The sequence below is a fragment of the Streptomyces cyaneofuscatus genome (assembly GCF_033109485.1).
GTDB classification, from domain to species: domain Bacteria; phylum Actinomycetota; class Actinomycetes; order Streptomycetales; family Streptomycetaceae; genus Streptomyces; species Streptomyces cyaneofuscatus.
Map to the genome: position 1 here is coordinate 7,955,326 of NZ_CP137002.1, position 17,259 is coordinate 7,972,584.

The 17,259-nt window shown below is 71.9% G+C and carries 14 protein-coding genes and 1 pseudogene; 7 read left to right on the plus strand and 8 right to left on the minus strand.

Translation table 11 applies throughout. The annotated features are described in order from the left end of the window. Window positions 1-61: 61 nt before the first annotated feature. On the plus strand, window positions 62-1,561 hold the full coding sequence (locus R2B67_RS35110) for an acyl-CoA synthetase (RefSeq protein WP_317824634.1): 1,500 nt from the start codon (window positions 62-64) through the stop codon (window positions 1,559-1,561). A gap of 103 nt (window positions 1,562-1,664) precedes the next feature. Here the strand turns inward: R2B67_RS35110 and R2B67_RS35115 are convergent, their stop codons facing one another. Continuing rightward, window positions 1,665-3,527, minus strand: a complete 1,863-nt coding sequence (locus R2B67_RS35115; RefSeq protein ID WP_109981351.1) for a glycoside hydrolase family 18 chitinase — start codon at window positions 3,525-3,527, stop codon at window positions 1,665-1,667. Window positions 3,528-4,090: 563 nt separating this feature from the next. On the opposite strand from R2B67_RS35115, the gene R2B67_RS35120 reads away from it, so the two are divergent. Beyond that, window positions 4,091-4,228 (plus strand): hypothetical protein, encoded by a 138-nt coding sequence (locus R2B67_RS35120; protein ID WP_317824635.1) that lies wholly within the window; start codon window positions 4,091-4,093, stop codon window positions 4,226-4,228. Window positions 4,229-4,327: 99 nt separating this feature from the next. Here R2B67_RS35120 and R2B67_RS35125 read toward each other — a convergent pair whose 3' ends face one another. From R2B67_RS35125 to paaK, 5 genes are all read right to left on the minus strand, one after another. After that, a complete protein-coding gene (locus R2B67_RS35125; RefSeq protein WP_237324328.1) occupies window positions 4,328-4,648 on the minus strand; it encodes an STAS domain-containing protein in 321 nt (106 codons plus the stop codon). 68 nt (window positions 4,649-4,716) lie between these two features. Continuing rightward, window positions 4,717-5,469: an amino acid ABC transporter ATP-binding protein gene (locus R2B67_RS35130; protein WP_317824636.1), complete on the minus strand. Its 753-nt coding sequence runs from the start codon at window positions 5,467-5,469 to the stop codon at window positions 4,717-4,719. Continuing rightward, entirely contained in the window at window positions 5,466-6,344 is an 879-nt protein-coding gene (locus R2B67_RS35135) for an amino acid ABC transporter permease (RefSeq protein ID WP_317824637.1), read from the minus strand. Before R2B67_RS35135 ends, R2B67_RS35130 begins: the two co-directional genes overlap by 4 nt. Then, a complete protein-coding gene (locus tag R2B67_RS35140) occupies window positions 6,341-7,243 on the minus strand; it encodes an ABC transporter substrate-binding protein (RefSeq protein ID WP_317824638.1) in 903 nt (300 codons plus the stop codon). Before R2B67_RS35140 ends, R2B67_RS35135 begins: the two co-directional genes overlap by 4 nt. A 179-nt stretch (window positions 7,244-7,422) precedes the next feature. Beyond that, complete coding sequence (gene paaK, locus R2B67_RS35145; protein ID WP_317824639.1) at window positions 7,423-8,718, minus strand: phenylacetate--CoA ligase PaaK; 1,296 nt, start codon at window positions 8,716-8,718, stop codon at window positions 7,423-7,425. 170 nt (window positions 8,719-8,888) lie between these two features. On the opposite strand from paaK, the pseudogene R2B67_RS35150 reads away from it, so the two are divergent. Beyond that, window positions 8,889-9,764: pseudogene (locus R2B67_RS35150) on the plus strand (alpha/beta fold hydrolase); the annotation flags it as partial. Window positions 9,765-9,808: 44 nt separating this feature from the next. On the opposite strand, the gene R2B67_RS35155 reads toward R2B67_RS35150, so the two are convergent. Further along, complete coding sequence (locus R2B67_RS35155) at window positions 9,809-11,431, minus strand: acyl-CoA synthetase (protein ID WP_317824640.1); 1,623 nt, start codon at window positions 11,429-11,431, stop codon at window positions 9,809-9,811. Between the two features lie 166 nt (window positions 11,432-11,597). Here R2B67_RS35155 and R2B67_RS35160 point away from each other — a divergent pair, with 166 nt between their 5' ends. The 4 genes from R2B67_RS35160 to R2B67_RS35175 are packed head-to-tail and all read left to right on the plus strand — an operon-like array spanning window position 11,598 to window position 15,648. After that, the gene (locus R2B67_RS35160; RefSeq protein WP_317824641.1) at window positions 11,598-12,443 is read left to right on the plus strand and encodes a crotonase/enoyl-CoA hydratase family protein; all 846 of its coding nucleotides are present in this window, start codon (window positions 11,598-11,600) and stop codon (window positions 12,441-12,443) included. A gap of 45 nt (window positions 12,444-12,488) precedes the next feature. Further along, window positions 12,489-13,436, plus strand: coding sequence for a Zn-ribbon domain-containing OB-fold protein (locus R2B67_RS35165; protein WP_317824642.1), 948 nt, complete (start codon window positions 12,489-12,491; stop codon window positions 13,434-13,436). After that, window positions 13,437-14,489: a thiolase family protein gene (locus R2B67_RS35170; RefSeq protein WP_317824643.1), complete on the plus strand. Its 1,053-nt coding sequence runs from the start codon at window positions 13,437-13,439 to the stop codon at window positions 14,487-14,489. It begins immediately after the preceding gene. Continuing rightward, the gene (locus tag R2B67_RS35175) at window positions 14,482-15,648 is read left to right on the plus strand and encodes a thiolase family protein (protein WP_317824644.1); all 1,167 of its coding nucleotides are present in this window, start codon (window positions 14,482-14,484) and stop codon (window positions 15,646-15,648) included. Before R2B67_RS35170 ends, R2B67_RS35175 begins: the two co-directional genes overlap by 8 nt. 23 nt (window positions 15,649-15,671) lie before the next feature. Here R2B67_RS35175 and R2B67_RS35180 read toward each other — a convergent pair whose 3' ends face one another. Continuing rightward, the gene (locus R2B67_RS35180; RefSeq protein ID WP_317824645.1) at window positions 15,672-17,240 is read right to left on the minus strand and encodes a hypothetical protein; all 1,569 of its coding nucleotides are present in this window, start codon (window positions 17,238-17,240) and stop codon (window positions 15,672-15,674) included. Window positions 17,241-17,259: the final 19 nt, after the last annotated feature.

Here is a 17,259-nt window from a genome sequence, read left to right on the forward strand (position 1 = left end):
ACGCCCCGACACTCCCCACCGGCCCCTTGACCCGCCGGGCCCGGCCGCACAGGATCACGCCATGACCGGTGTACGCAGCAGCACAGTCGACGGCGTCCTCACCCGCAGCGCCCGCCGCACCCCGGAACGGACCGCCGTGCGGTACGCCGACCGGGCCTGGACCTACGGTGCGCTCGACGCGGCGGTCTCCACCGCGGCCGCCGTCCTGACCGGCGAACACGCGCTGCGCCCCGGCGACCGGGTGGCCTCGTACGCCCACAACTCCGACGTCTACCTGATCGCCTTCCTCGCCTGCGCCCGGGCCGGGCTCGTCCACGTCCCCGTCAACCAGAACCTGACCGGCGACGACCTGGCGTACCTCCTGGACCAGTCCGGTTCCGCCCTCGTCCTCACCGACCCGGACCTCGCGGACCGCGTCCCCGCGGGCCGTCCGGTACGCGCCCTGCGCGACGCGCCGGGCTCGCTCCTCGACGCCCTGGACACCGAGCGGCCCTTCACCCCGGAGCGCGCCCCCGGCTCCGGCGACCTGGTGCAGCTCCTCTACACCTCCGGGACCACCGCCCTCCCCAAGGGGGCGATGATGACGCACGGGGCCCTGGTCCACGAGTACGTCAGCGCGATCACCGCCCTCGGTCTGGCGGCCGGCGACCGGCCCGTGCACTCGCTGCCGCTCTACCACTCCGCCCAGATGCATGTGTTCCTGCTGCCGTACCTGGCGGTCGGCGCGGAGAACATCATCCTGGACGGGCCGGACGCCGGCCGGATCTTCGACCTGGTCGAAGCGGGCCTGGCCGACAGCCTGTTCGCCCCGCCCACCGTCTGGATCGGCCTCGCCAACCACCCGGACTTCCCCTCCCGCGACCTCTCCGCCCTCCGCAAGGCGTACTACGGGGCGTCGATCATGCCCGTACCCGTCCTGGAACGGCTGCGCGCCCGCCTCCCGCACCTGGCCTTCTACAACTGCTTCGGCCAGAGCGAGATCGGCCCGCTCGCCACCGTCCTCGGCCCCGACGAGCACGAGGGCCGGATGGAGTCCTGCGGCCGGCCCGTCCTCTTCGTGGAGGCCCGTGTGGTCGACGAGGAGGGCCGCGAGGTCCCGGACGGCACCCCGGGCGAGGTGGTCTACCGCTCGCCCCAACTCTGCACCGGCTACTGGGACAAGCCCGAGGAGACGGCGGACGCCTTCCGCGACGGCTGGTTCCGCTCCGGCGACCTCGCGGTCCGCGACGCCGAGGGCTACTTCACCGTCGTCGACCGGGTGAAGGACGTCATCAACTCCGGCGGTGTCCTGGTCGCCTCCCGCCAGGTGGAGGACGCCCTCTACACCCACCCCGCCGTCGCCGAGACCGCGGTCATCGGGCTGCCCGACGAGCGCTGGATCGAGGCCGTCACCGCCGTGGTGGTCCTGCGCGGCGAGGCGAGCGACACCGAACTGATCGGCCACGCCCGCGAGAAGCTCGCCCACTTCAAGGCGCCCAAGCGGGTCGTCTTCGTGGACGAACTCCCGCGTAACGCCAGCGGGAAGATCCTCAAGCGGCAGCTGCGGGACCGGCTGGCCTGACGGGCCGCCTGACCGGCCGCGCTGACCCGGCCCTCGGAACAGACGTCGAGCCCGCCCCCCCCCACGTACGGGGGAGGGCGGGCTCAGTGCCGCGTACCGGTGCCTACTTCAGACCGTTGCTGATGGCGGCCACGAGTTCACCGTTGGCGGTGTCGCCGTTGAACTCCCAGAAGAACGCGCCACCCAGGCCCTGGCTCTTCGCCCAGGCCATCTTGGTGCCGACGGTCGCCGGGGTGTCGTAGCTCCACCAGTCGTTGCCGCAGTGGGCGTACGCCGTGCCGCCGACCGTGCCGGTGGCCGGGCAGGTGGTCTTGAGGACCTTGTAGTACTGGTTACCCGGCTCGACGCCGGCCGCCGGGCCGGTGGCGGTGCCGCCGGGGGCGGACTGGGTGACGCCGGTCCAGCCGCGGCCGTAGAAGCCGATGCCGAGGAGCAGCTTGGAGGCCGGGACGCCCTTGGCCTTCAGCTTGGCGATCGCGTCCGCCGAGTTGAAGCCCTGGGCCGGGATGCCGGGGTACGAGGTCAGCGGGGAGTGCGGGGCCGTCGGACCCTGCGCGGACCAGCTGCCGAAGTAGTCGTACGTCATCACGTCGTACCAGTCGATGTACTGCGCGGCGCCGCCGTAGTCGGCCGCGTCGAGCTTGCCGCCGTTGGAGCCGTCCGCGGTGATGGCCGCGGTGAGCAGGTTGTTCGGGCCGAACTTGGCCCGCATGGCCTGCATCATGTTCTTGATCGACGCCGGGCCGCTGCTGTCACAGGTCAGACCGCAGGCGTTGGGGTACTCCCAGTCCAGGTCGATGCCGTCGAAGACATCGGCCCAGCGCGGGTCCTCGACCAGGTCGTAGCAGGACTGCGCGAACGCGGTCGGGTTCTGGACGGCCTGGCCGAAGCCGCCGGACCAGGTCCAGCCGCCGAAGGACCAGAGGATCTTGATGTGCGGGTACTGCGCCTTCAGCTTGCGGAGCTGGTTGAAGTGGCCGCGCAGCGGCTGGTCCCAGACGTCGGCCTTGCCGTCGACGGAGTTGGCGGCGGTGTAGGACTTCTCGTAGTCCTCGTACGCGTCGCCGATGGTGCACTTGCCGTTCTGCACGTTGCCGAAGGCGTAGTTGATGTGCGTGATCTTCTCGGCGGAGCCGGAGGTCACGAGGTTCTTCACCGTGTAGGAGCCCCAGTTGGTGAAGTAGCCCAGGTTGATCTTGCCGCCGCCGGGGTTCTCGCCGCCACCGCCGCCGGTGGTGCGGACCGTGGTGGCGGCCGAGGCCGGACCGGTCTGGTCGGCGGTGTCACGGGCGACCACGGTGTAGCTGTAGTCGGTGCCGGCGGTCAGACCGGTGTTGGTGTACGTGGTGCCGGTGACCGTGGCGACGGTGGCGCCGTCGCGCTTGACGTCGTAGTTCTTGACGCCCTTGTCGTCCGTGGCGGCCGCCCAGGACAGCTTCACCGAGGTGTTGGTGATGTCGCTCGCGGTGGGCTTGCCCGGGGCGGAGGGGGCGTTGTCACCGGGAACGGTGGGGCCGCCGTCACAGGGGTTGCCGTTGAGCTTGCAGCCGGTGGGCGCGCCGGAGCCGGAGCCGTTGAAGCCGAAGGCGACGGACGCGCCGGGGGCCAGGGTGCCGTTCCAGCCGAGGTTCTTCGCGGTCCAGTGGTTCGCGGAGTTGGTGACGGTCGCGTCCCAGGCGGAGGTCACCTTGGTGTTCGCGGGGAAGTCCCACTCGACGGTCCAGGAGGTGAGCGTGGTGGTGCCGGTGTTCTTCACCGTCCACCTGCCCTCGAAGCCGGAGCCCCAGTCGGAGGCCTTCGTGTAGGTGGCGGTGGCCGAGGCCGCGGCCTCGGCGGGGCTGGCGAGGCCGACCATGGCGGCCAGCGGGAGGAGCAGGGCGGTGGCGCCGGCGAGGACCTTGGACCGCTTGTTCGGGGTGATGCTCCGCGTCGATCTGGTGCGGTGCCATCGTGGTTCAGTGCGCAAGGGGGCTCCTCGGGGGGACGTCCGGAGGGCAGGGGTGGGTCCCTGGCCTGACAAGAAAACCCTGCGCGGCCTTGAGTACGTGGTGTCTCTCCTGGGGGCTCCCGCAGTGTCTCCGCGACCCTAAGAAGGCCTAGACCAATCGTCAAGAGGTCTGGACCAAAAGATCGTTGAGGGGATCCCGCCCTACTCGTCCGGCACGGGCCCCCGCCCCGGCAGCGAACAGAGACTGGAGAGAGCGACATGACGGACCCGGTCGATCAGGCGCCCGGCAGCGGTCACCCCGCGGACGAACCGTCCGGGACCGAACTGGCCGGCGGCGGCACGACCGTCGTCATCCGGATCGGCGACACCGTCCGGCGTCCGGTCCGCGGGCCTGGGACCTCGCCTATGCCCTCTACCGCTTCGCGCCGCTCACCCACCCGGCCAACACCGACGGTTTCGGAAAAGCGGAGGAACAGGCACGCCGCGCACGCCTGTTCCTCGACGCCTACGGCTGCACTCGGAACCAGCGCATCGCCGCCATGGACACGGTCGCCGTCCGCCTGCAGTCCTTGGTCGCATTCATGCGCCGGTCCGCAGCCGACGGCGACGAGAACTTCGCCCGTCACCTCGCCGACGGCCACGCCGGCCTCTACCTCCGCGACATCGACCACATCAAGACCCACACGGCCACCTGGCAGAGGTACATCGCCAACCACTGACCCTTTCAGGGTGGGGTCGGTGGTGCGACCGGGTCCGTCCAGCTACCTTTCACCGCCTGCGCGTCGGCCCCCGCGGGGAACCCGGTGTCAGGTCGGCCGTCAGAGGGCGCGGGCGGTCTCCAAGGTCGGGTAGATCCGCAGGTAGGTGTCGACACCCGCGAGGTCGAACAGCCGGGCCACCCGCTTGGAGGGGGCCGCGATGCGCAGATCGGTGCGCTGGTGGGTGTTGAGGATCATCCGCAGGAAGGAGGAGTCGGCGAACGTGATGCTGCTGGCGTCCAGCACCACTCCGCCGTGGACGGCGGCCATCGTCTCGATCTCCGCTCCGAGCGAGGTGGTGTTGTCCATGTCGAACTCTCCGCGCGGGGAGATCACGGGCAGCGGCGAGGGTCTGGAGCCCTCCGGGTCTGGAATCGTCACCGGGGGATGCTATCGCCAGGCGGTCGGCGTACCGAGGGCGTGGTGCCCGCCAGCGGGCGCAGTGCTCCTCACAGCCGCCCCGCCTCCACGATCCGCCGCAGGAACCTCTGCGTACGCTCCTCCCGGGGCGCACCGAACACCTCTGCCGGTGTGCCGCGTTCCAGCACCACCCCCGCGTCCAGGAAGCAGACCTGGTCGGCGACCTCGCGGGCGAAGGCCATCTCGTGGGTCGCGATCACCATCGTCATGCCCTCGTCCTTCACCTCGCGGACCAGGCCGAGCACCTCGCCCACCAGCTCCGGGTCCAGGGCGGCGGTGATCTCGTCCAGGAGCAGCAGCCGGGGCCGTACCGCCAGCGCCCGGACGATCGCCGTACGCTGCTGCTGGCCGCCGCTGAGCCGGTCCGGGTACTCGTCCGCCTTCGCGCCGAGCCCGAGCCGCTCCAGCAGCTCGCGGGCCTGTCCCTCGGCCTCGGCGCGGGGGAGGCCGTGGACGCGCCGCGGGGCGAGGGTGATGTTCTGGAGGACGGTGAGGTGCGGGAAGAGGTTGTACGCCTGGAAGACCACCCCGATCCGCCGGCGCACCGCGTCCGCGTCGGTCCGGGGGTCGGTGATCTCCTCGCCCTCCAGCCAGATCGCCCCGTCGTCGATCTCCTCCAGGAGGTTGGCGCACCGCAGGAGCGTCGATTTCCCGGATCCCGAGGCGCCGATCAGCGCGGTCACGGTGTGCGGGGCGACCTCCAGGTCCACGTCCCGCAGCACCAGCGACGTACCGAACGACTTGCGGACCGCCTCCATCCGCAGCACGGGCGCTGTGCTCATACCAGTCCTCCCTGGGCCCGTCGCCGGTCCATCCGGGCCGTCACCCAGTCGGTGAGCCGGGTCATCGGGATGGTCAGCGCGACGAAGACCAGCCCCGCCACGACGTACGGCGTGTAGTTGAAGTCCTTGCTGGCGATGATCTGCGCCGCGTACACGGCGTCGACGGCTCCCGCGATCGAGACGAGCCCGGTGTCCTTCTGGAGGGAGACCAGGTCGTTGAGGAGCGGCGGCACCACCCGGCGTACCGCCTGCGGCAGGACGACGAACCGCAGCGTCTTGCCGCTGCTGAGCCCCAGCGACCGGGCGGCGGCCCGCTGCGAGGGGTGCACGGACTCGATGCCCGCCCGGAAGACCTCCGCGACGTACGCAGAGTACGTCAGCACCAGGGCGGCGCCGCCCAGCAGCACCGGATCGGAGGTCACCCCCTCCAGGCGCAGCGCCGGGACCCCGAAGACCACCATCAACAGGCAGATGATCAGCGGCAGTCCACGGAAGAAGTCCGTGTACGCGGTGGCCAGCGCCCGGATCGGGAAGAACACCGGCCCGCGCAGCGTACGCGCCACCGCCAGCAGCAGGCCGAACGTCAGCACGGCGCTGCCGCACACCGCCAGCAGCCGCAGGTTCAGCCACAGGCCCTCCAGGACCTGCGGCAGCGCGATGCGCGCGTAGTGCGGGCTGAAGAACGTCTCCTGCGTACGGTCCCAGCCGGGCGAGCCCGTGATCAGCAGGAACAGCACCACGCCCACCACCAGCGTGCTGGTCGCGGCGATCGCCGTCGCCCGCCGGGTACGGGCCCGCCGGTGGCGTTCACGGGCGATCCGGCGTTCGGAGGGGACGTAGGTGTCCTCCCCGGGGAGCGTCTTGTGCAGCGTCACTTGAGCACCGGCGCGTCGACGGCGTCGGAGAGCCACTCCTTCTCCAGGGCGGCGAGCGTGCCGTCCTTCCGCAGGGCGTCCACGGCACCGCTCACGCAGGAGGTGAGCGTGGACTCCTTGTCGAGGACCAGGCCGAACTGCTCCGGCTTGTCGGCGGAGTTGGGGAACTGGCCGACGACCTCCGCCTCCGGCACCTCGGCCCCGGTGATGTAGAAGGCGGTCGGCAGGTCCACCACGATGGCGTCCACCTGGCCGGTCTTCAGCGCCGACTTGGCGAAGTCGTTGCGCTGGTAGACGGCGGGCTTCGTGGTGGGCTTCACCAGGTCGTTGATGAACTCCAGGCTGGTGGTGCCCACTTGGGCGCCCAGCTTGACGTCCTTCAGGTCGGCCACACTCTTCGCCCCGGCCGCCTTCGACGACTTGAGCGCGACGACCGCCTGGCGTACGTCGTAGTAACCGGAGGAGAACGCCACGGCCTTCTTCCGGGACTCGCTGATGGAGACCTGGTTGATGTCGAAGTCGAACTTCTTGGCACCGGGCGCGAACGCGCTGTTGAACGGCACGTGCTGCCAGACCACCGCATCGCGGCCGTAACCGAGCTGCTTCGCCACGGCGTACGCCACCGCCGACTCGAACCCCTTGCCGTTCGACGGCTCGTCGTCGGAGAACCAGGGGGCGTACGCGGGCTTGTCCGTGCCGACGGTCAGCTTGCCCTCGACCTCGGTGGCGAGCCCGCCCGGCGCGCACGCCCCGGTCGTCGCGCCGGCCTGGCCCGAGGCGCCCGAGGCCTTCGGCTTCTCCTCCGCTTGCGGGGCGCAGCCGGTCAGGGCGGCGCAGAGGACGACGGCGGAGCAGACGGCGGTGACCGTGGTGACCAGGGAACGGTTGGCGAGATGCATAGCGGGAGACTGGCAGTGCCCGGGCCTCTCTGTCGAGATTTTCGAGCAGGTGTCCGCATAGTGGGAACGGGTGTTGCGGTGGTGTGAACGCGCCGGTCACGCGTGCCGTTCGCACCACCGGGACCACCCCGTCACCGGGTCCGTCCACGCCAACCGGACCCCCCGGTCACCTGCGCTGTTCACCTCGTGCCGGACTCCCGCAGATCCACGATCCGCCGGATCTTGCCCACCGAGCGCTCCAGCGACTCCGGGTCCACGATCTCGACCCCCACCGACACCCCGACCCCGTCCTTCACCGCAGCCGCGATCGCGGCCGCCGCCTTCTCCCGGTCCGCCGCCGTCGCGTCCGCCCGCGCCTCCGCCCGTACCGTCAGCGCGTCCAATCGGCCCTGGCGGGTCAGGAGGAGCTGGAAGTGCGGGGCGACGGCGGGCGTACGCAGCACGATCTCCTCGATCTGCGACGGGAACAGGTTCACCCCGCGCAGGATCACCATGTCGTCGCTGCGCCCCGTCACCTTCTCCATCCGGCGGAAGTTCCGGGCCGTCCCCGGCAGCAGCCGCGTCAGGTCCCGGGTGCGGTAGCGGATCACCGGCATCGCCTCCTTGGTGAGCGAGGTGAAGACCAGTTCGCCCTCCTCCCCGTCCGGCAGTACCTCACCGGTGAACGGATCCACGACCTCCGGATAGAAGTGGTCCTCCCAGATGTGCAGCCCGTCCTTCGTCTCCACGCACTCCTGCGCCACCCCGGGGCCCATCACCTCGGAGAGCCCGTATATGTCGACGGCGTCGATGGCGAACCGGTCCTCGATCTCCCGGCGCATCGCCTCTGTCCACGGCTCCGCGCCGAAGATCCCCACCTTGAGGGAGGTCGTGCGCGGGTCGACGCCCTGCCGCTCGAACTCGTCCAGCAGCGTCAGCATGTAGGAGGGCGTGATCATGATGATCTCGGGCCGGAAGTCCTGGATCAGCTGCACCTGGCGCGCCGTCATCCCGCCCGACGCCGGGATCACCGTGCAGCCGAGCCGCTCGGCCCCGTAGTGCGCGCCGAGCCCGCCGGTGAACAGCCCGTACCCGTACGCCACATGGACCTTGTGGCCGGGCCGGCCGCCCGCCGCGCGGATCGACCGGGCGACCACGTCCGCCCAGGTGTCCAGGTCCCGCTCGGTGTACCCGACGACGGTCGGCCGCCCGGTCGTGCCGCTGGAGGCGTGGATGCGCCGGACGTCCGCCTCCGGCACGGCGAACATCCCGAACGGGTAGTTGTCGCGCAGGTCGGTCTTCGCCGTGAACGGGAAGCGGGAGAGGTCGGCGAGCGTACGGCAGTCCTCGGGCCGCAGCCCGGCCGCGTCGAAGGCCGCCCGGTAGAACGGCACGTTCTCGTAGGCGTGACGCAGGGTCGTACGGAGCCGTTCGAGCTGGAGGGCCTCCAGATCGGCGCGGCTCAGCTGTTCCGCCGCGTCCAGCATGGCTGTCATCAGGGCCCTTCCTCTCCCGAACCGGGCGACCGATCATTCGGTCGATCTTCCTGGGAGCAGTAATTCAGGAGGCCGGGGGCGCTGGCAAGGGGGGCGCACGGACCCGTTCCGGATCGACTCGCAGCGGAGCCCGGTGCGAACGTCTGCGTGTTCCTGTTTGGATGGACGGCATGCCGACCTTCTCCGCGTACGACACCACCCCGCTCGCCTACCACCTGGTGGGGGAGGGCGAGCCGCTGATCTGCCTGCCCGGCGGACCGATGCGGGCGAGCGCGTACCTCGGAGACCTCGGCGGGCTCTCCGCCGTACGGCAGCTGGTCCTGCTGGACCTGCGCGGAACGGGAGAGTCCGCCGCACCCGAGGACCCCTCGACCTACCGCTGCGACCGGCTCGTGGCCGACGTGGAGGCGCTGCGCGAGCACCTCGGCCTGGACCGGATCGACCTGCTGGCCCACTCGGCGGGCGCGAACCTGGCCCTGCTGTACGCCGCCCGGCACCCGGAGCGGCTGCGCAGCCTGACCCTCATCACCCCCTCCACCCGGGCCGCCGGCATCGAGGTGACCGACCGGGATCTGCGCGAGGCAGCCGAGCTGCGCAGCGGCGAACCCTGGTACGCCGAGGCCCGGGCCGCCCAGGAGGCGCTGCTCGCCGGCGGGCCCTTCGCCGAGCTGTGGCCCGCCGTCCGGCCGCTCACCTACGGCCGCTGGGACGACACGGCCCGGGCCCACGCCGCCGCCTCCGCCGGGCAGACCAACCCCGAGGCGCGCGGCCGCTACGACGACGGCGCGTACGACCCCGCCACCACGCTCCCCGCTCTGCGCGAGCTGTCCGTGCCGGTGCTCGTCCTCGCGGGGGAGTACGACGGCCACCCGAGCCCGGACCGGGCGACGGAGCTGGCCGCGCTCTTCCCGTACGGCGAGTTCACCGTCCAGCGGGGCGCGGGGCACTTCCCGTGGCTCGACGACCCGGGCTCCTTCTCCCGTACGGTGGCGGCGTTCCTCGACCCGGACGTCCTCACCGTGCAGGCGGGCGGCGTCCGGCTCGCGTAGCGGGAGCCCGGGCTGATCGGGCGTGGTGTGACCGGTGAGCCTCACATCCCGGTGCCGGCGGCCGCCGCCACCGCCTTCGCCCACCGGTAGTCCGCCTTGCCGCTCGGCGAGCGCTGGATCCGGTCGGTGAGGACCAGGGCGCGCGGGATCTTGTATCCGGCGAGCCGGGTCCGGCAGTGGGCCTGCACCGCGTCGAGGTCCAACGCCGCTGCTCCCTCGCGTAGTTCGAGGACGGCCGCGACCCTGCTGCCCCAGCGCTCGTCGGGGACGCCCGCGACGAGCGCGTCGTACACGTCCGGGTGGGACTTGAGCGCCTGCTCCACCTCCTCCGGATAGACCTTCTCCCCGCCGGTGTTGATGCACTGCGAGCCCCGGCCGAGCACGGTGACGATGCCCTCCGCGTCGACGGTCGCCATGTCACCCAGCAGCACCCACCGCTCATCGCCCTTGCGGAAGAAGGTGTCGGCGGTCTTGGCCGGGTCGTTGTAGTAGCCGAGCGGCACATGGCCGCGCTGGGCGATGCGGCCCACCTCACCGGGGGCCACCGGTTCGTACGTCGCCGGATCGACCACGGCCGTACGGGCGTTGACCTGGACCCGGAAGCCGCGCTCGGGGCCCGAATCGGCGGTGGCCGTGCCGTTGAAGCCGGACTCGGAGGAGCCGAAGTTGTTGAGCAGCATCACGGTCGGCACGAGCGCCTGGAACTCCGCCCGCACCGAATCCGACATGATCGCCCCGGAGCTGGAGACGGAGAACAGCGACGAGCAGTCCGTCCCGCGCAGCGGCCCGTTGAGGGCGTCGATCAGCGGACGCAGCATCGCGTCCCCCACCAGCGACACGCTGGTGACCTTCTCCCTCTCGATCGTCCGCAGCACTTCTTCGGGGGCGAACTTGCGGTGCACGACGACCCGTTGACCGAAGTTGAACCCGATGAACGCGGTAAGCGTCGAGGTGCCGTGCATCAGTGGGGGAGTGGGGAAGAAGGTGATGCCGTCTCCGCCCGCCGCCACCCGCTCGGCCAGCTCCTGCGGGCTCTTCACCGGCTCACCGGTCGGCGCGCCGCCGCCCAGGCCGGAGAAGAACAGGTCCTCCTGGCGCCACATCACCCCTTTCGGCATCCCGGTGGTGCCGCCGGTGTAGATGATGAACTGGTCGTCGGCAGAACGTGGTTCGAAGCCGCGCGTTGGGGAGCCGGATGCCTCGGCCTCGGTGAAGGGGACGGCCGCCAGGCCCGGGAGTGCGGCGGCGGACCCCACCCGGACCAGGTGACGCAGTGCCGGAGCCTGTGCGGACGCCGCCGCGACCCGCTCGTCGAACTCGCCGTCGAAGACCAGCGCCGCCAGATCCGCGTCCCGGTAGAGGTAGACCAACTCCTCCTCCACGTAGCGGTAGTTGACGTTCACCGGCACCAGGCGCGCCTTCAGCGCTCCCAGGACCGTCTGGAGGTACTCGATGCCGTTGTAGAGATGCAGCCCCAGGTGCTCGCCCGGGCGGAGCCCCGCACCGATGAGGTGGTGGGCTATCCGGTTGGCGGCGGCGTCCAGTTCGGCGTAGGTGAGGCGCCGCTCGGCACCCGTACCGGGATGGTCCACGTACAGGAGCGCCTCGCGGTCGGGGACCACGTCCACGACCGACTCGAACAGGTCGGCAAGGTTGTACTCCACCGTTCCTCCTGACCCCGGGTGACTGGCGACTCGGCCGTCATTAGAGCGCCGGGCGGCACAAGTGGGAAGGGGTGGCGTCGAAAGAATCTGACGAGCTGTCAGAAAACTATTGAACTGCGACCCCGCCTACTGCAACCTGTTCCAGGTCTGCAGACGGGAGTTCGTCATGGGCGGTACGGAAGACCTCGGTACGGAACACGTCGGTACGGAACACGTCGGTACGGAACACCTCACCGTGGAGCGCCGGGGCGCCACGCTGGTGCTCACCTTGAACCGACCACAGGCCAGGAACGCGCTGTCGCTGCCGATGCTCGTCGGCCTGTACGACGGGTGGCTCGCGGCCGACGCCGACGACCAGGTGCGCTCGGTCGTCCTGACCGGGGCGGGGGGTGCGTTCTGCTCCGGCATGGACCTCAAGGCGCTCGCGGGCGGCGGGATGGAGGGCGAGGAGTACCGGGAGCGGATGACCGCCGACCCGGACCTCCACTGGAAGGCGATGCTGCGCCACCACCGCCCGCGCAAACCGGTGATCGCCGCCGTGGAAGGGCCCTGTGTCGCCGGCGGCACCGAGATCCTCCAGGGAACGGACATTCGCATCGCCGGTGAGGGCGCCACCTTCGGGCTCTTCGAGGTCCGGCGCGGCCTGTTCCCGATCGGCGGCTCCACCGTCCGGCTGCCCCGCCAGATCCCCCGCACCCACGCCCTGGAGATGCTCCTCACCGGCCGCCCGTACACCGCCGACGAGGCTGCCTCCATCGGGCTCATCGGCCGCGTCGTGCCCGACGGCACCGCCCTGGAGGAGGCCCTCGCCGTCGCCGAGCGGATCAACGCCTGCGGGCCGCTCGCCGTCGAGGCGGTCAAGGCCTCGGTCTACGAGGGCGCCGAGCTGACCGAGAGCGAGGCGCTGGCCGCCGAACTCAAGCGCGGCTGGCCCGTGTTCGCCACCGAGGACGCCAAGGAGGGCGCCCGTGCCTTCGCCGAGAAGCGCCCGCCCGTCTACCGGCGCGCCTGAGCCGTGGGCCCCGGAGCCCCGAGTCCTGAGCCTTTGGAGAGTGCCATGACCGACGTCCTCAGCGCCCCGCTGGTGGTCGAATTCCCCTTCACCCGATCTCTCGGCCCCGTCCAGAGCGCTTTCCTCACCGGACTGCGCGAACGCACTGTCCTGGGCGTCCGCATCGACGACGGCACAGTGCTCGTGCCGCCCGTCGAGTACGACCCCGTTACCGCTGGCGAGCTCCGCGAACTCGTCGAGGTCGCCACCACCGGCACCGTCACCACCTGGGCGTGGAACCCGTCCCCGCGCCGCGACCAGCCGCTGGAAACCCCGTTCGCCTGGGTCCTCGTCCGCCTCGACGGCGCCGCCACCGCGCTCCTGCACGCCCTGGACGCCCCCGGACCGGACGCCGTACACACCGGCATGCGGGTCCGGATCCGCTGGGCGGCCACCCGCACCGGCGCCATCACCGACATCGCCTGCTTCGAGCCGTACGACGGTGAGCCCGGCCCCGCCGAACCAGCGCCCCACGACGGGGAGTTCGCCGACCCCGTCACCGGCATCGTCGCCCCGGCCCGCCTCGACTACGTCCACTCCCCGGGCCGCGCCCAGAGCGCCTACCTCAAGGCGCTCGCAGGCCACCGCACCGTCGGCGAACGCTGCCCCGCCTGCCGCAAGGTCTACGTACCGCCGCGCGGAGCCTGCCCCACCTGCGGCATCGCCACCGCCGAACAGGTCGAGGTCGGCCCGCGCGGGACCGTCACCACCTTCTGCATCGTCAACATCAAGGCGAAGAACCTGGACATCGAAGTCCCGTACGTCTACGCCCACATCGCCCTCGACGGCGCCGACCTCGCCCTCCACGGCCGCATCGCCGGCATCCCGTACGACCAGGTCCGGATGGGCCTGCGCGTCGAGCCCGTCTGGGCCGAGGGCGCCGCCCACCCCGACCACTACCGGCCCACCGGGGAGCCCGACGCCGACTACGACACGTACAAGGAGCTGGTGTAGATGCGAGACGTGGCGATCGTCGCCTTCGCCCAGAGCCCGCACCGGCGGCGCACCGACGAACTCTCCGAGGTCGACCTGCTGATGCCCGTCCTCCACGAGGTGCTCGGGGCGACGGGGCTGAAGGCGAACGAGATCGGGTTCACCTGCTCCGGCTCCGCCGACTACCTCGCCGGACGCGCCTTCTCCTTCACCATGGCCCTCGACGGCGTCGGCGCCCACCCGCCCATCTCCGAGTCGCATGTCGAGATGGACGGGGCCTGGGCGCTGTACGAGGCCTGGGTGAAGATCATGACCGGTGAGGCGGACACCGCGCTGGTCTACTCCTACGGCAAGTCCTCACCCGGCGAGGTCCGCGACGTCCTCACCCGCCAGCTCGACCCGTACTACCTCGCCCCGCTCTGGCCGGACTCCGTCTCCCTCGCCGCCCTCCAGGCCCAGGCCCTCATCGACGCGGGCGACACCGACGCGGCGGCCCTGGCCTCCATCGCCGCCCGCAGCCGCACCGACGCCACCGCCAACCCGTACGCCCAGCTCACCGGCGACGTCCCCGCAGGCGACCACCTCGTGCACCCGCTGCGCACCGGCGACTGCCCGCCCATCGGCGACGGCGCAGCAGCCGTCATCCTCGCCGCCGGGGACACCGCCCGCGCCCTGTGCGCACGGCCCGCCTGGATCCGCGGCATCGACCACCGCATCGAGGCCCACAGCCTCGGCGTCCGCGACCTCACCGACTCACCCTCCACCCGGCTCGCCGCCCAGCACGCCGGAGCCTTCGAACGCCCCTTCGACACCGCCGAGTTGCACGCCCCGTTCACCTCGCAGGAGGTCGTCCTCCGCAAGGCCCTCGGGCTCGGGGACCACACCCGGATCAACCCGTCCGGAGGCGCGCTCGCCGCCAACCCGATCATGGCGGCGGGCCTCATCCGGCTCGGCGAGGCCGCCGCCCGCATCCACCGCGGCGAGTCCGACCGGGCCCTCGCCCACGCCACCTCCGGGCCCTGCCTCCAGCAGAACCTGGTCGCCGTCCTGGAAGGGGAGAGCGCTCATGCCTAAGGAGCCCGTCGCCGTCGTCGGCATCGGCCAGACCAAACACGTCGCCGCCCGGCACGACGTCTCCATCGCCGGACTGGTCCGCGAGGCGGCGGTCCGCGCCCTGGAGGACGCCGGACTGACCTGGAGCGACATCGACGCCGTCGTCATCGGCAAGGCCCCCGACTTCTTCGAGGGCGTCATGATGCCGGAGCTGTATCTCGCCGACGCGCTCGGAGCCGTCGGCAAGCCGATGCTCCGCGTCCACACGGCGGGCTCGGTCGGCGGATCGACCGCGCTCGTCGCCGCCAACCTCGTCGCCGCCCGCGTCCACCGGACCGTCCTGACCCTCGCCTTCGAGAAGCAGTCCGAGTCCAACGCCATGTGGGGCCTCTCCCTGCCCGTCCCCTTCCAGCAGCCCCTGCTGGCCGGGGCCGGCGGCTTCTTCGCCCCGCACGTGCGCGCGTACATGCGCCGTACGGGAGCCCCCGACACCGTCGGCTCCCTCGTCGCGTACAAGGACCGCCGCAACGCGCTCAGGAACCCCTACGCGCACATCCACGACGCGGACATCACCCTGGAGAAGGTCCAGGAGTCGCCCATGCTCTGGGACCCGATCCGCTACTCCGAGACCTGTCCCTCGTCCGACGGGGCCTGCGCGATGATCCTCACCGACCGCGCGGGCGCGAGCAGGGCCCCCCACCCGCCCGCCTGGGTGCACGGCGGCGCCATGCGCAGCGAACCGACGCTCTTCGCCGGCAAGGACTTCGTCTCCCCGCAGGCCGGGAAGGACTGCGCCGCCGACGTCTACCGGCAGGCCCGGATCACCGACCCGCGCCGGGAGATCGACGCCGTCGAGATGTACGTCCCGTTCTCCTGGTACGAGCCGATGTGGCTGGAGAACCTCGGCTTCGCCGGTGAGGGCGAGGGCTGGAAGCTCACCGAGGCGGGCGTCACCGAACTCGACGGCGACCTGCCGGTCAACCCGTCGGGCGGTGTGCTCTCGACCAACCCCATCGGCGCGTCCGGCATGATCCGCTTCGCCGAGGCGGCCCTCCAGGTACGGGGACGGGCGGGCGAGCACCAGATCGACGGGGCCACCAGGGCGGTCGGCCACGCCTACGGGGGCGGGGCGCAGTTCTTCGCCATGTGGCTCGTCGGCTCCCAGCCCCCGCCGGGCTGACGCGTCTGAGAGGGCGCGCCCTCTCAGGGCAGCGGGCAGCTGACCTGAAGCACCCGCTCGGCCAGCCGGCCCGTGAGGCGGCCGTCGGTGACGGCGGCCTCCTCCAGCCAGTCCGCCACCGTCAACTGCTCCACCAGCGGCTCCAGCTCGTCGGGCTCGACGGCGCACCAGGAGGTGAGGACCGCCAGGTCGACGCCCTCGCCCTCGGCCCCCAGCCGGCCGTCGGTCGTGGTCCTCACGGCCAGGGCCAGGGCGAGGAGCCGGGTGGCGGCGCCGGTCTTCTTCTTGCGGAGCTTCTTGTCCCCGACGACCCGCTGCGCCCAGCCACTCAGCTTGGGGCGCGTCTTGCGGCCGAAGTCGAACGGGCCCTGTCCATCGTCGTCGGGCATCAGGGACGGGATGGTGATCGGCGTGGGGCTCTCGGGCCGGGATTCGAGCAGGTCGTCGGCGGTGCCCGGGATGGACAGCCAGCCGGAGTCCACGAGCCGGCCGATCAGCTCCTCCGGCTCGGTCAGGGGCAGGCCCCGCACGTCCTGCCCCACCAGGTTGCCGGTGCCGGTGAGCGCCGAGCGCAGGGTCAGCATCACCGCCATCAGACGGGCCTCCGGACCGGGCAGCGGGGTGTGCTCGGCGACGTGGGCGAGGACCGTCCGCGCGTGCTCCCACTGCGTGAGACCGGGCAGCAGGCGGTTGGTGACCTCTCCCTCGCCGACCGGGCTCTGGCCGGTGCGCTGCTGGTGCTGGAGGAGGGCGGCGGCGGCCGCCTGCTCGGCGCGTTCCGCGTCCAGCCGCAGCTCGGTCTCCCCGGTGACCTCCGCCCACGTGCGGAAGGCCTTCGCCTTACGGGAGTGGAGCTCGGCGAGCTGCTCCAGGTCCGGTTCGGGGCGCTCCTGATAGGCGCGGAAGAGGTTGCCCAGCTCGATCAGCTCGTCGCGCAGGGCGATCGGGTGCAGGTCGTGCGGCACGAACCGCTGGGCGATCTTCCCGGTGCGGCGGTTGCGCCGGGGCTTCGTGCGAGGGGCGGGCGCAGCGCGGGGGACGGGCACGGGGGCGGGGGACGAGGCGGCGTGGGAGAAGTGCGGGCCGACCGGGGCGGGCGGCGGGCCCGCGGCTCCACGCGCTCCTGCCGCGGGGGCCGGCCCGCCGGCGGCCCGGGCGGGGGCGGCCGGGGCGGTGGCGACGATCTTCGCCGAGGGATGGGCGGCCGCACAGCGTGCGCAGCACTCCAGCGCCTGCCACCAGCGGCCCTGCCGGTCGTTGATGACCGCGAGGACGACCGGGCCTCCGCACCGCAGGGCCGGGGCGCGGTCGCGTGGGCCGTCGGCCCGGACGTGCGTGTGGCACTCTTCGGCCCGACAGGCGCAGGCTGCCTGGGGCCGGGGCCCCGGGGCGGCCCGCAGATGCGTCGCGAGGTGAGCGACGGCGGCCGTGCGGCCGACGGCGGCGGAGGGCAGAACCTGGGGGGCGCAGGCCGGACGGCCGCACGAGACGCGTACCGCCGCACCTCCCCGGTCGGCCGGGTCCAGGCGCACCATCCACGCGCGCCCCACCACCCGCTCTTCCAGCCCGCTCACTGTGCCCTCCACCGTCATCCTGTCCTCTCTCCCGGCG